Source organism: Caballeronia telluris, from assembly GCF_001544495.1.
GTDB classification, from domain to species: Bacteria; Pseudomonadota; Gammaproteobacteria; order Burkholderiales; family Burkholderiaceae; genus Caballeronia; species Caballeronia telluris.
Genome location: NZ_FCNZ02000012.1, coordinates 116,234 through 129,742, shown reverse-complemented (window position 1 = coordinate 129,742; position 13,509 = coordinate 116,234). Strand labels below are relative to the sequence as shown.

The window sequence follows — 13,509 nt, the reverse complement described above, 5'->3', positions numbered from 1 at the left end:
GCGGCCGTCGACTCCGGAAGAGGAGCGTTACTTCAATGCGCGCGCTCGACCTGAAGGTACTTGCCCCATTCATAATCGACGCTATCGGGCCGAAGCCGAGACACACCGGCGCCGGGCGTAAAGGTGAGCTCGCCGAAATAAATCTTGCCTTTCGGCGCGTACAGGTCGACTCGAACAAACTGGAATTCCTCCGCGAGCCGCTCTGCGATATCGAGAAGCATGGGGAGATTCTCAGGCCGCGGATTGGGAGACTTGCTACGCGCGAAGCGTCCAAGACCGATATCGAGCGGATTCCATTCAGTGTCGTAGAAATCACCGCGCGGCTGCTCTCCGAATCGATCCGAAATCACGGCGATAAACACATTCTTGCGACCGCTTTCATCTTTGAAGAAATAGATCTTGTAGTCAGCGGGGACGGCGTCGGATTCATCCAGGAGCAAGGTTTCGAAAAAAATCCGATGTTTGATCGCGCGGTAATGCCGCTCGCGTGCCACCCGATAGAAGTCGATCGCTAGCCACTGAGTGGCAAGGGCCGACAATTCTTCGAAGCTGACCTGCGACTTGTCTTTAACGACCTTGACGAAGCTGCTGCCGTGATTCGCCTTCATGACAAAAGCCGGTGGAAGCGCGTCGAATATTTCTTTAGTCAACGACTCGGGTTCTGCAATCAGCGGTACCAGATATTCTTCGCCTATCTTGGATCGCACGTAGTCGCGAACAGTGAGCTTGTCGGTTAGATCAGCGTATCTCGGATCAGGATGGAGGCAGCGGTAAAGGATCTTCTCGTTGTATGTGGTGGGCTTCATCAGATTCGGAAAGCGGCCGACTTTCTTTCGGTGATGCATGCTCAGATAAACATAGTCTGGCAACAAGCCTTTTGCGACGCCGATAAGTGTTTTAGATAATGACATGCAGCACTCCGTTATGCGCCGATTCGGCGAGGGCAAACGCGCAGAGTGAACGTAGGCACATACGAAATCCCTCGGACATGACGACGCTACGTTTCCTGCGTACGCTCTCCAGCCTCCTGGCCGGGCTCCGGCCGTTAGGAGGCTGCTGGAAGAATACAGTCAATGTAAGCATACAGAAAGCAGTACAAGAATAGCTAAGTTCGGACCCATGCGAACGCGGATTTGTACCTAGTCGATCCGAATTTTCCATGCTGCAATGCGGCAAGTGAATATGGCTTTCAAATAATGGTGGCGGCGAGTTTTACGCGCGTCTCGCCGTGGAACCGTTCGGATCACTGCGCGAGCTGCCATTGCAAGACGGGATGCGTCGCGCCTGCCGGCATGGCCCAGGCGCCATGTGGACCGAAGTCCCAGGTGGGTCCGAAGGAAGCAGGATCGCGCATCTGCGCCGGCGTCAAGCCATTGGCGGCGGGCATCAGCGTGCCACGGCCGACGCCGTTGTCATGGCCTGTTGCCGTCCGGTCCCAGAACACGTCGGCGGTGATCGTTCCGTAGTTGCCCGCCGCGATGGCGCCCGACGGATACCCGCCTGGCCCCACGTTGGCGGTGACGAACGACTGCTCGATCCGTCCCGAGTTGTATTCCGCGATGCCGCCGTTCTCCAGCGTACCGATCGAACCGGTTGCGTACGATTGCCTGATGGTTCCCGAGTTGCTGTTCACGAGACCGCCGCCATACGAATGCGTCCCGCCGAGAATGTCGCTGTCCGCGAACGATTGAACGATCAACCCGCCGTTGCTCTGCGCCATCCCGCCGAACGATCCCTGATAGCCGAAGCTGGCACTGACCGACGATCGCGCGATGACGCCGTCGTTATTCACCACGAGTCCGCCGCCTGAGGTCGCGATGCCGTCGGAGATGACCGACCCCGTCGCATGCACGTTGACGATCAGCCCCTGGTTATCTCCGGCGAGCAGGGCGATCGGTGAGTTGATCGCACCCGCGCCCGAATCCACGATACCAATGTTGCGCACGATCCCGCTTTTCCCGATCGTGGGAAACAGCGCGCCGTAGTCGTCGTGCGATCCGTCGTCCCGCAGCGGCTGTAGCGAAAGCCCGCTGATCTCGTGGCCCATGCCGTCGAGTTGTCCCTTGAACGTCGAGTCGGTCGCCGTGGCGAGACGCACGCGTCCGCTTTCGTCCTCGGCCGGCGCGATGTCCTTGCCAAGCGCGTAGACGCCGGAGAGGTCGGACGAGATTCGCTTCAGGTCGGCGATCGAGTTGATCAGCTTGTAGGCCGTCAGTTGCGTCCGCAGACCGCTATAAGGCGCCGCATGCCAGTCCGGATTGACGCGTACGCGGCCGGCCGCGTAGCCGCCGTTCATGTCATAGAGCGCCGCGACGGTGCCCGTGCTCTTCGACCAGTCGATCAGGCCACGATTGATCGCACTGCCTGCGTGGTCGGCGCCGGCTGCATCCGCGCGCAAGGTCAGGTTGCCGCCGCCGGCATTGGCGATCGTGACATCCCGGCCGATCCACACGCTGTGTCCGGCGTTGAGCGCGAGAGACGCGTTGCCGCTCCACCGGAGATCCGACAGCACGGCGATGTCGCCATGCGGATCGGCGGCGTCGACCGTGATCGACGTTCCGCGCGACAGGTTGCGCGCGATCGTCGACGCTTTATGTGGACCCGCGATGAACGAAGGCGTGCGCAAGTGCCACTGTGCTGCGTCGACGGACACGTAGTCGAGATCGAGTGTGCGCGCCCGGAACACGACCGTGCCGCCTGCACCATCCGCATTCGACGCAACGATATGCCCGTGCGCACCCACTTCGCCTTGATCCGCGACGAGCCAGACATGTCCGTCGCGTTGCGCCGTTCCGGTGGCGCGAAGCTCGCCGTGCTTCCCTGCGAGCGCGAATACGTTGCCGTCGGCGGCCTGCAGGCTGATCTGTGCGGCAGCGATCGTGCCCTTGTCGATCACTTTGCCGTAGCTGCCGGCCTGCACATACACTTGCGGGCCGCTCGCGGAATCCTTCAGCAGCACTTCGCCGCCCGCGGCAAGTTCGGCCGTGCCGCGCGGCGCGTCGATCGAGCCTGCGTTGACCGTCGTCGTGCGCGAGATGAGGAACACGTCGCCGCCGCTCGAACTGATCGCGCCCAGACTGACGACGGCGCCGCACCCGTCGCCGTTGAGGATGAGCGCGCCGCCCTTCATGAATGCGTTGCCGTCGATGTCGAGCGCAGAGGCGACGAAGCGCCCGCCGGTCGTGACAATGCCGCTCGGGCCGATGAGCACGCCTTGCGGATTGACGAGATAAAAACTGCCTGTCGCGCTGAGCTTGCCGTCGATCACCGAGCCGGCCGCGCCGCTCACGCGGCTGAGCGTGGCGCCCGAGCCGTTGTCGACATTCACGCTGTTGCCTTTGCCGATGGAAAAGCTGCGCCAGTCGACGACGGCGCGTGGCGAACTTTGCTTGATGTCGAGCGTGCCGCCTTGTGTGCGAATCGTGCCGGCGCCCGCGACGAAGTTGCCATCTTGAGGAAGCGGTCCTGCGGCGTGTGCGGTCGCCGCGATGCTGATCAACGTGAAATGAGCGAGAAAGAAGAGCCGGTGGGATGCGTCGGGCAGACGGTGCGCGCGACGGGTCGGTGCCGGATTTGGTCGGACGTGCGTCATTCTCGATTCTCCCGCGAATGAGGCAGGCGGTGCTTTTACCAGCGAAGCGGGTCGCGTCGCGTGCCGGACAATGGGCTCACGTAAGGTTATAGCAGACGATTCGAAAGCCGCACGCGACGCATGTCCGCGAAATCCGCCAAGATGATCCGCGAATACGACCTGCAATTTCGGACAACGCGATCGACGACAGAACTACGCCGCATCACGCGGCGGCGTTGACCCATTGACTGCGCCACTTCGGCGCCTCGAAGGGATCCGAAAAGTACTGCGTCTCGTGAACGACTTTGCCGTTGCGGAACTCCATGATGCTCACGACGCACGACGGGCGCCCCGTATATGCGATCGTGTATTCGGTGATCCAGAGTTCGCCCTTGCCCAGAATTCGCCTCACGTCGAAGCCCGATGGTTTGTCCGGATGATGACCCCGCAGCGCCTGCAAGTTGCTTCGCCCGAGGATCCGCTCACCCGACTGCGGATAATCGCAGACGGCATTGTCATCGTAGATTTCATGTTCTGCGTCGAGGTTGCCCTTTGATGACGCGTCCCAGTGCGCGTTCAGGGCCTGACGGATTTCTTGTTCCGACATCGATTGCCTCCGGATACGGTTTGCGACGCAACGTCATCTTCGTTGAGGGGTAAAGCCTAGGCTGTCCCGCACGGTGACTCGAAGCTTCCCACTTGTCGCTGCGCAATTTGCGCCGGCCGTGAAGCGGGACAAAGTGGAGGTTTAGCTCGCATCGGTCTTACGCGCAAGCGTTTCAGCGGCTTACCATTCGCGCTGCACGTCGGTACGTCCAACCGCGTCGTTCAAGCCGTAGCTAACGCCTGGAGGCTAGTGGCCGCTTCTCTGACGTCATGGCCGAGTGCGTGCAAACGGCCACGTTGAGACGCCATTGCCGCGATCGTGCCGCGTAGTCAGCGGTTCGACTAACCGGTGATGCCCCGCCCGTCAACCGGGCCGCGCAGGCTGACAATCTGCCTGAAACCAAAGATCGACTTGCCGCTGCGCCGCTTGCAGATCGTCCGGGTAATACGGATCGAAAAACCTCGACGGGTCGTAGCCCGCCTTCCTGAGGGCGGACAGTTCGCTATGGTGTTGCTCCATCGTGGGCGGCGCGTTGCTCCTGAGCGCGGTCAGGTCGCGACACTCGGTCGGGCTCAAGTGCGTCGCGCTCTCTTGCATGCCGCCGGCGGCGCAGCCAGCGAGCAGGAATCCGAACACGGGCAGCAGCGATCGCATTCTCAGCGGCGTAGTCATGGTAGCTCTCCTCTGAATCAGGCGCCGCGCGCGGCCACCTGCGCCGGCGGCACCTGTGCAAGCATAGTCCACCGCCGACGCATGTGCGGCGCCCCTGCAAGCCGCTCTCGTTCTGCCGACCATGCTTACTGCTTCGTGGACTTCGCTCGTCCGCGCGCAGCGCCCTCTGGTCTCCCGCAGCACAACGGGGAGTGCGGACAGTGTAGTAACGTATAGACCAGCTTCAGTTCAAGTCTGCCACACTGATTTGCGAGGCGCCTATGTCCGAAGACGCAGCCAGCATGACCGACGAATACATCGCTTCGATCGCGGATCGCATGATCGACGAAGGGCGGCGGGTATCGCCCGTGACTGTTTGGTCGGAACTCAATACCGGATCGATCGTCGAGATCGCCGCGGCGTTGCAGCGATGGCAAGCGGCGAAGCAGCGTCCCGCGTCGCAGGCCCAACCGGCGGCCGAGGTGCCGGAGGAGATCGCCGGAACGCTCATGGAGGCCGCGAGACGCCTGTGGGCCGCTTCGCGCGAAGACGCCGAGCGCGTGCTGAATCAGCGCGTGCACGCATTGAGCGATCAACTCGCGTCGATCCTTGCCGAGCGAGACGAAGCGCTCGGCGAGTATCAGAAGACGCACGAGGACGCGGCCAAGGATCGCCACGATCTCGCCCTCGCGACGGAGCGCTTGCGTGCTTCCGAAGACTCGGTACACGCGTTCGAAAACGCGCTTGCGGCGGCCAACGCGCGCGGAGAAGCCGCCGAGGCACGGGCGGCTGAACTGCTCCAGCGCGTTGTTTCGGCGGAAGACGGCCTGCAGGCCGCCCGGGCGTCGATCGAGGAACAGGGCCGGGCGCGGGAGGGATTGATCGCCGAAATCTCGAACAGGAACGACGAGGTAGCGCGCGTCAGCGAGCAATGCGACCGCCTGCAACAGGAGCTTGCCACGCTGGGCGCCGCGTGTCAGGTGAAGTCGGAAGAGGTCGAGCGATGGAGCCGCGAAGCGCGAGCCGCGACTTCCCGCGCGGAAGCCGCCGAGGCGGCCGCGGCGTCGCAGGTGAGCGATGGACTCGCGAGAATCCGCGCGCTCGAATCGGAACTGGACGCTGCACGCAGCGCGCTTGAAGCCGAACGTGTGACGAACGCCGCCCACGTCGACGAAACGACAAAGCGCCTCACGCAGGCGTATGAGGAATTGAACGCCGTCGCCGCGAGCAGGAACCACGAACTGGCAGCGGCCCTTCGGGAGCGCGACGAAGCGCGGCAGGAAGTTGCGACGCTCGGCGCCGCGTGTCAGGCGAAGTCGGAAGAGGTCGAGCGATGGAGCCACGAGGCGCGCGCGGCGATTTCCCGCGCGGAAGCCGCCGAGGCGGCCGCGGCGCAGGTCAGCGAGGCACTCGCGAAAGTCTCCGAGCTCGAATCACAATTGGAAGCCGCGCGCGGCGCGCTTGAAGCCGAACGCGTGGCGCACGCTGCGCACATCGACGAGGCGGCAACGCGCCTCACCCGGGCGCATGAGGAATTGAACGCAGTCGCCGCGAGCAGGAATGACGAACTGGCAGCGGCCCTTCAGGAGCGCGACGAGGCGCGGCAGCAAATTGCCGCGCTCGGCGCCGCGTGTCAGGCGAAGTCGGAAGAGGTCGAACGATGGAGCCACGAGGCAAGCGCGGCTGCTTCGCGCGCGCAAGCCGCGGAAGCGGCGGCCGCGCAGGCGGGAGAGAGACTCGCCGAACACTCCGTGCTGGAAACCGAACGCGCGTCGGCTCATCGCGCAATGGCAGCGGAACTTCAGGCGTCGCGCGAGGCGCTTGCCGAAGAGCGCAAGTCCACCGCGTCTCGGCTCGAAGAAGCATCGGTTCGGATCGAGGAGCTGGAGCGCGTCACGCGCGAACTCGGGCAGGCCCGCGAGCAGATCGCGGCGCTGAGCGGCCACGACGCGGTGGCAGGTGCCGAGTTGAGGGCTGTCGCGCAAGAGGTCGCGGCTGCACGGGAACGCGCGGATGCGGCGGAGCTTCATGCCGCCGAACTGGAACATCGCCTCGCAAAGCAGGAGCACGCCGATGCCGCGCTTAAAAGCGTGCCTGGCCGCGAGGTAGAGATTCGGGCGGCCGGCGGCGCGAGTGCCGATGAAGTCATCGCGTTGCAGCGTCAGGTGACGGCGCAGGCCAGGGCGCATGAGAAGGCGTATGGCAATCTGCGCACAAAGGCCGAACAGTGGGTGTCGTATGCGAAGGATCTCAAGCAGCGGCTCGAACAGGCGAACGAGGAGAACTTGATCATCAACGCGCGAAGCGTCGGCGAGGTCGCGCTCATGCGAAAGCTCTCCTCCGAACTCGAACGGCTGAAACCCGATCACGAACTGGTGTTCCGGGAGGCGCAGCAGAGTCTGATCGGCGAGAAGATGGCGCAACAACTCGCTCAAAAGGGATACCGATACGACCCGGCGACGGCGGTCATTTTGAAGATGAAGTGAGAGTTCGCGGCCCTCGTTCGGCAGACGAAAGGCCCAAAATTTCGTTGCAAAACAACCCATTGCAGACTGTTGTTTTTTAAAGATAGGTTGCACTGCAGCATAAAAGGTGTATTATAAGGGTTATCCCTTAGCTACTTACCCGGATAACCGCCATGAAGACCACCGCTCAAACCTCGATTCTCGTTTCCTTCGGCTCCTGGCTGCGCAACGCCATGGCCGTCACGCGTCGCGAATGGAACCGCGCGCTCGACCTGCATGTCCAGAACTGCGAAATCCTCGTCGACGCTTATCGTCGCAAGTAAGCCGTAGCGGCCTGGCGCCGCTGCTGGCTGGCTGGATCGCGAGAAAAATCGTCGAGAGACGTGAAAGGGCGGCAACGTTCGTTGCGGCCCTTTTTTTGGCTCGCGCGGACCCCGGAAGGAGCCGCGAATGAGGCCTGCCGTATCATGACGGGCAGGCCTTCACTCACGATCCGGACCGAATTTCCCCGATGGGCAACTCCAGCACCACCGTCGACGCCGCGCGTCAATCCGTCGTCCCGAGCGCGCCGGCGCGCATGTCTGACGTCGCGCGTCTCGCCGGCGTCTCGAAGATGACGGTCTCGCGCGTGCTCGCGGGACACAGCGTCGCACTCGCGACGCGCGAGCGCGTGCGGCAAGCCATCGACGAACTCGGATACGTCGCCGATGCCGCCGCCGGCGCGCTCTCCTCGGGGCGCTCGGAGTTCGTCGCCGTACTGGTGCCGTCGCTTGCCAGTTCCAATTTCTCCGATACCGTCCGCGGCCTGACCGCAGCGCTCGAACCGAAGGGTCTCCAGCTGCTGCTCGGCGACACCGATTACGACCTCGATCGTGAAGAACGGCTCGTGCGTTCGATGCTCCGGCATCAGCCGCGCTGCGTCGCGCTTACCGGCGCGCAGCACACCGCGGCGACGCGCGCACTCCTGGTGCGCTCGGGCATTCCGGTGGTCGAAATGTGGGACCTGCCGGCCGATCCGATCGACGCGGCCGTGGGCTTCTCGAACGCGAAAGCTGCGCGGGAGATGGTGCGCTATCTCGCCGCGCGCGGTTACCGGCGAATCGGCTTCATCGGCGGGGCGGGCGATCTCGACCGGCGCGGGCTGGAGCGCCTGAAGGGGTATCGGCAGGAGATTCGGGCGCTCGCGCTCGGCGAACCGCGCGTCGTGCGGCTGGGCGATTCGCCGGTCACGATGAGTCACGGCGCGCCCGCGCTCGATGCGCTCCTCGACCAGTGGCCCGACACGGACGCCGTCATGTGCGTGAGCGACATGTCCGCGTTCGGCGCGATCATGCAGTGCCACCGGCGCGGCCTCTCCGTGCCCGGCGACATCGCCGTCGCGGGATTCGGCAACTTCGAAGTGTCCGCGTGCTCGCAACCGACGATCACGACCGTCTCGGTGGACGCGCACGGCATCGGCTTTCGCACCGGCGAAACGCTGCTCGCCGCACTGAACGGCGATCGCGCCCAAGCGCGCGCGTCCACGAAAGTGAACATCGCCTACACGGTGATCGCTCGGGAAAGCGCCTAAACTGATGAAGCCGCGAGACGCCGCGTGCTAACATTGGAAAAATGTTACCGGTAACGCAAAGCGGCCGGAGTCGAACGAACGCACTCGATGCGTCGTCGGAAAACAACTCATGGAGATGAGCACGATGTCCCAGCCCAGCACACCGCGCGGCGCCCGGCGCCTGCGCAGCCAGGAATGGTTCGACGATCCCGCCCACGCCGACATGACCGCGCTCTACGTCGAGCGCTTCATGAACTACGGCCTGACGCGCGAGGAATTGCAGTCGGGCCGCCCGATCATCGGCATTGCGCAGACGGGCAGCGATCTCGCGCCGTGCAACCGCCATCACATCGAACTCGCCGCGCGCACGAAGGCGGGCATCCGCGACGCGGGCGGCATTCCGATGGAATTCCCGATGCATCCGCTCGCCGAGCAGAGCCGCCGGCCGACCGCCGCGCTCGATCGCAATCTCGCGTACCTCGGGCTCGTGGAGATCCTGCACGGCTTCCCGCTCGACGGCGTGGTGCTGACCACCGGCTGCGACAAGACCACGCCCGCCTGCCTGATGGCGGCGGCCACCGTCGACATGCCGGCCATCGTGCTCTCGGGCGGTCCGATGCTCGACGGCTGGCATCAGGGCAAGCGCGTCGGCTCCGGCACGGTCATCTGGCACGCGCGCAATCTGCTGGCGACGGGCGAAATTGACTACGAAGGCTTCATGGAACTGACGACGGCCTCGTCGCCTTCCATCGGCCATTGCAACACGATGGGCACCGCGCTCTCGATGAACAGCCTCGCCGAAGCGCTCGGCATGTCGCTGCCCGGATGCGCGAGCATTCCGGCGGCGTATCGCGAGCGCGGGCAGATGGCGTACGCGACCGGCAAGCGCATCGTCGACCTCGTGCGCGAGGACGTGCGCCCGTCGCGGATCATGACGAAAGCGGCCTTCGAGAACGCGATCGTGGTGGCGTCGGCGCTCGGTGCGTCCACCAACTGCCCGCCGCATCTGATCGCGATTGCGCGGCACATGGGCATCGAACTGAGTCTCGACGACTGGCAGCGCGTCGGCGTCGACGTGCCGCTGATCGTGAACTGCATGCCGGCCGGCGAGTATCTCGGCGAAAGCTTCCATCGCGCGGGCGGTGTGCCCGCCGTGCTGCGCGAACTGGCGAAAGCCGGTCTCGTGCATCGCGACTGCCTGACCGTGTCGGGCAAAAGCATCGGTGAAATTGCCGACGCGGCGCCCGAGGCGGATGGCGATGTCATCATGACCGCCGCCGAGCCGCTCAAGCACGGCGCGGGTTTCATCGTGTTGTCGGGCAATTTCTTCGACAGCGCGATCATGAAGATGTCGGTCGTCGGCGAGGCGTTCCAGCAGACTTATCTGAGCGAGCCGGGCGCGGAAAACACCTTCGAAGCGCGCGCCATCGTCTTCGACGGCCCCGAGGACTATCATGCGCGCATCAACGATCCGTCGCTCGACATCGACCAGCATTGCATTCTCGTGATTCGCGGCGCGGGCACAGTCGGCTATCCGGGCAGCGCGGAAGTGGTCAACATGGCGCCGCCCGCCGCGCTCGTGAAGCAGGGCATCATCTCGCTGCCGACGATGGGCGACGGCCGGCAAAGCGGCACGTCCGCGAGTCCGTCGATTCTCAACATGTCGCCGGAAGCGGCCGTCGGCGGCGGGCTGTCGCTGCTGCGCACGAACGACCGCATTCGCGTCGACCTGAACGCGCGCAGCGTGAACGTGCTCATCGACGAAGACGAACTTGCAGCGCGGCGCGCCACGATGCACTTCGAGTTTCCGCCCGCGCAGACGCCGTGGCAGGAACTGTACCGGCAGACGGTCGGCCAGCTTTCGACGGGCGGCTGCCTCGAACCCGCGACGCTCTATCTGAAAGTGATCGCCGAGCGCGGCAACCCGCGCCATTCGCACTGAACCCACTTCATCGGAATATCTCTTTATGTCCGCGACATCCGAACCCGGTTTCCTCCCTGATGATCTCGACCAGGCGCTCTTGGTCGGCCGCGTATGGCGCAAGACCGACCGCTTCGAAGGCCCGTGCGTCGTGGCCGTGCGCGGCGGCGAGGTGTTCGACATCACGTCGGCCGTGCCGACCACCGCCGATCTCTTCGAACGCGCGGATGCGGCACTTATCGCGCGCACGGCGCCCGGCGAGTCGCTCGGACGCGTCGACGCATTGATGGCCGCCAACGTGCCCGGCGCCGCGACGCCCGCCGTGCGGCTCCTCGCGCCCTGCGACGTGCAGGCGATCAAGGCGTGCGGCGTGACCTTCGCGGTGAGTCTGATCGAGCGCGTGATCGAGGAACAGGCGGGCGGCGATCCGGCGAAGGCGCGCGAAGTGCGCGACATGATCGCCACGACGATCGGCACTGATCTCTCGAAGATCGAACCGGGCTCCGAAGCGGCGATGAAGCTCAAGGCCGAACTGGAGCGGCGCGGCGCGTGGTCGCAATACATGGAAGTGGGCATCGGCCCGGACGCCGAGGTGTTCTCGAAGTCGCAGCCGATGTCGGCCGTCGGCTTCGGCGCCGATGTCGGTTTGCTCGCGGCGTCGACCTGGAACAATCCCGAGCCGGAGATCGTGCTCGCGGTGAACAGCCGCGGCGAGATCGTCGGCGCGACGCTCGGCAACGACGTGAACCTGCGCGACATCGAAGGCCGCTCGGCGCTGTTGCTCGGCAAGTGCAAGGACAACAACGGCTCGTGCGCGATCGGCCCGTTCGTGCGTCTCTTCGACGACGCGTTCACGCTCGATACCGTGCGCGCGTCGAGCGTTTCGCTGCGCGTCGAGGGCACGGACGACGACTTCGTGCTCGACGGCGTGAGCCACATGAGCGAGATCAGCCGCGACCCGGCCGACCTCGTCGCGCAGACCTCCGGCGCTCATCATCAATACCCGGACGGATTTATGCTGTTCCTCGGCACGATGTTCTCGCCGATCAAGGATCGCGACACGGCGGGCGGCGGATTTACGCACCACCTCGGCGACCGCGTCGTCATTTCGACGCCGCAACTGGGCGCGCTCGTCAATACTGTGCGGCTCTCGACCGAGATCGAACCGTGGACCTTCGGCGTGCGCGCGCTGTACGCAAATCTCGCGAAGCGCGGGTTGCTCGGCGTGGGGTGAAGCGGGTTCTTTACCGCGTTTCGATGGGGCGCTCGTCAGGTGCAAACAAACGCACCCGACGAGCGCCCCGTCACCTAGATGGCCCAGCCTCCGAGATAGAACACCGCGAGCACGAGCGCGATCAGCACGGTCCCCACGTTCAGCTTGCGATACTCGCCCGCCACGATCCGCCCGATCACGAGCGTGCTGAAGCCGAGCATGATGCCCGTCACGATGTTCGCCGAAAGCACGATGAACACCGCGCAGACGAGGCCCGACATCGCATCGACGGTATCGTCCATGTGGAGCTTGCTCACGTTGCCGAGCATCAGCAGCCCGACATACATCAGCGCGGGCGCCGTCGCGTAGGACGGCACGAGGCCCGCGAGCGGCGAGAGGAACATCACCGCCAGAAAGAGCGCGCCGACCACCGCGGCCGCCAACCCCGTCTTCGCGCCCGCCGCCACGCCCACCGACGACTCGATGTAAGCCGCCGCCGGCGCACCGCCGAAGCACGCCGAGAAGATCGAGCTGATCGAATCCGCCGTCAGCGCGCGGCCGCCGTTCACGATGCGGCCGTTTTCGTCGATCTGGCCCGCCTGGCCCGCGACCGCGCGGATCGTGCCGGTGGCATCGAAGACCGCTGTCATCACGAGGGCGAGCACGCTCGGCAGCACCGCCATCGACAGCGCGCCCTTGATGTCCATCGCGCCGATCAGCGAAGCATGGCCCGGTGCAGACAGCGAAGGCAGCGCGAAGATGCCGTGAAAGCGCACGGACGGATCGAACGCGAGGCCGATCGCGGAGAGGCCGACTACCACCAGCAGAATGCCGCCCGGCACGCGCCGGCGCTCCAGACCGAAGATCGCGGCGAGCCCGAGAATCGACATCATCACCGGGAAGGCGTTGATGTGCCCGAGCGACACCGGCATGCCCGGCGCGGGATTCTTGACGATCAGCCCGACTTCGTTCGACGCGATCAACAGCAGGAACAGGCCGATGCCGATGCCCGTGCCATGCGCGACGCCCGTCGGCAGGTTGCGCAGGATCCACGAGCGCACGCCGGTGACGGAGATCGCGGTGAACACGAGGCCCATCAGGAACACCGCGCCCAGCGCGACCGCCGGCGAGAGTCCCTTGCCGAGCACGAGGCCGAACGCCGTGAACGCGGTGAGCGAGATCGCGCAGCCAATCGCGATCGGCAGGCGCGCCCAGATGCCCATCAGGAGCGAGCCGAATGCAGTCGTGAGGCACACGGCGACGAACACCGCGCTCGTGTCGAAACCCGCCTTGCCGAGCATGCCCGGCACGACGAACACCGAATAGACCATCGCGAGAAACGTCGTCACGCCGGCGACGACTTCGCGCCGTTGCGTGCTGCCGCGAGCGGAAATGCCGAAATACCGGTCGATGAAGCCGCCACGTTCGGCGGACTCCACGGATTCCTCGCGATCGATTGATGTGATGTCGGCCAGCGGCCGGGCAGGGGATTCCATCATGAGCTACTCCTTTATCAGCACGCTGAAACGGCT

Annotated in this window: 10 protein-coding genes; 5 read left to right on the top strand and 5 right to left on the bottom strand. The window is 64.7% G+C overall.

Going from position 1 to position 13,509, the window contains the following annotated elements; all coding sequences use genetic code 11:
* Positions 1 to 32 precede the first annotated feature (32 nt).
* The 4 genes from AWB66_RS17205 to AWB66_RS17190 all read right to left on the bottom strand — a co-directional run bounded on the left by AWB66_RS17205 (position 33) and on the right by AWB66_RS17190 (position 4,850).
* Positions 33 to 911 (bottom strand): ATP-grasp fold amidoligase family protein, encoded by an 879-nt coding sequence (locus tag AWB66_RS17205; protein WP_087631384.1) that lies wholly within the window; start codon positions 909 to 911, stop codon positions 33 to 35.
* Positions 912 to 1,243: 332 nt separating this feature from the next.
* Positions 1,244 to 3,592, bottom strand: coding sequence for a two-partner secretion domain-containing protein (locus AWB66_RS17200; protein ID WP_087631383.1), 2,349 nt, complete (start codon positions 3,590 to 3,592; stop codon positions 1,244 to 1,246).
* Between the two features lie 202 nt (positions 3,593 to 3,794).
* Complete coding sequence (locus AWB66_RS17195; protein ID WP_087631382.1) at positions 3,795 to 4,178, bottom strand: nuclear transport factor 2 family protein; 384 nt, start codon at positions 4,176 to 4,178, stop codon at positions 3,795 to 3,797.
* A 363-nt stretch (positions 4,179 to 4,541) separates the two neighbouring features.
* Positions 4,542 to 4,850 carry a DUF4148 domain-containing protein gene (locus tag AWB66_RS17190; protein ID WP_087631381.1) on the bottom strand — a complete coding sequence of 103 codons (309 nt, stop codon included), beginning with the start codon at positions 4,848 to 4,850 and terminating at the stop codon, positions 4,542 to 4,544.
* Positions 4,851 to 5,110: 260 nt separating this feature from the next.
* Between AWB66_RS17190 and AWB66_RS17185 the strand changes: the two genes are divergently transcribed.
* The 5 genes from AWB66_RS17185 to AWB66_RS17170 all read left to right on the top strand — a co-directional run bounded on the left by AWB66_RS17185 (position 5,111) and on the right by AWB66_RS17170 (position 11,998).
* Entirely contained in the window at positions 5,111 to 7,315 is a 2,205-nt protein-coding gene (locus tag AWB66_RS17185; RefSeq protein WP_087631380.1) for a DNA-binding protein, read from the top strand.
* A 152-nt stretch (positions 7,316 to 7,467) separates the two neighbouring features.
* On the top strand, positions 7,468 to 7,617 hold the full coding sequence (locus AWB66_RS33695; RefSeq protein ID WP_159462911.1) for a hypothetical protein: 150 nt from the start codon (positions 7,468 to 7,470) through the stop codon (positions 7,615 to 7,617).
* Positions 7,618 to 7,871: 254 nt separating this feature from the next.
* Positions 7,872 to 8,864 (top strand): LacI family DNA-binding transcriptional regulator, encoded by a 993-nt coding sequence (locus AWB66_RS17180; RefSeq protein ID WP_087631461.1) that lies wholly within the window; start codon positions 7,872 to 7,874, stop codon positions 8,862 to 8,864.
* A 124-nt stretch (positions 8,865 to 8,988) separates the two neighbouring features.
* Positions 8,989 to 10,785 (top strand): IlvD/Edd family dehydratase, encoded by a 1,797-nt coding sequence (locus AWB66_RS17175; protein ID WP_087631460.1) that lies wholly within the window; start codon positions 8,989 to 8,991, stop codon positions 10,783 to 10,785.
* Positions 10,786 to 10,810: 25 nt separating this feature from the next.
* Positions 10,811 to 11,998, top strand: coding sequence for a fumarylacetoacetate hydrolase family protein (locus tag AWB66_RS17170; RefSeq protein WP_087631379.1), 1,188 nt, complete (start codon positions 10,811 to 10,813; stop codon positions 11,996 to 11,998).
* A 74-nt stretch (positions 11,999 to 12,072) separates the two neighbouring features.
* On the opposite strand, the gene AWB66_RS17165 is transcribed toward AWB66_RS17170, so the two are convergent.
* Positions 12,073 to 13,476, bottom strand: a complete 1,404-nt coding sequence (locus AWB66_RS17165; protein WP_087631378.1) for an NCS2 family permease — start codon at positions 13,474 to 13,476, stop codon at positions 12,073 to 12,075.
* Positions 13,477 to 13,509 lie beyond the last annotated feature (33 nt).

Bases quoted from the DNA above. Each gene is read 5' to 3' on its own strand.
- AWB66_RS17175 (WP_087631460.1), top strand. From the start codon at position 8,989: ATGTCCCAGCCCAGCACACCGCGCGGCGCCCGGCGCCTGCGCAGCCAG.
- AWB66_RS17180 (WP_087631461.1), top strand. From the start codon at position 7,872: ATGTCTGACGTCGCGCGTCTCGCCGGCGTCTCGAAGATGACGGTCTCG.
- AWB66_RS17190 (WP_087631381.1), bottom strand. From the start codon at position 4,850: ATGACTACGCCGCTGAGAATGCGATCGCTGCTGCCCGTGTTCGGATTC.
- AWB66_RS17185 (WP_087631380.1), top strand. From the start codon at position 5,111: ATGTCCGAAGACGCAGCCAGCATGACCGACGAATACATCGCTTCGATC.
- AWB66_RS33695 (WP_159462911.1), top strand. From the start codon at position 7,468: ATGAAGACCACCGCTCAAACCTCGATTCTCGTTTCCTTCGGCTCCTGG.
- AWB66_RS17170 (WP_087631379.1), top strand. From the start codon at position 10,811: ATGTCCGCGACATCCGAACCCGGTTTCCTCCCTGATGATCTCGACCAG.
- AWB66_RS17165 (WP_087631378.1), bottom strand. From the start codon at position 13,476: ATGATGGAATCCCCTGCCCGGCCGCTGGCCGACATCACATCAATCGAT.
- AWB66_RS17195 (WP_087631382.1), bottom strand. From the start codon at position 4,178: ATGTCGGAACAAGAAATCCGTCAGGCCCTGAACGCGCACTGGGACGCG.
- AWB66_RS17205 (WP_087631384.1), bottom strand. From the start codon at position 911: ATGTCATTATCTAAAACACTTATCGGCGTCGCAAAAGGCTTGTTGCCA.
- AWB66_RS17200 (WP_087631383.1), bottom strand. From the start codon at position 3,592: ATGACGCACGTCCGACCAAATCCGGCACCGACCCGTCGCGCGCACCGT.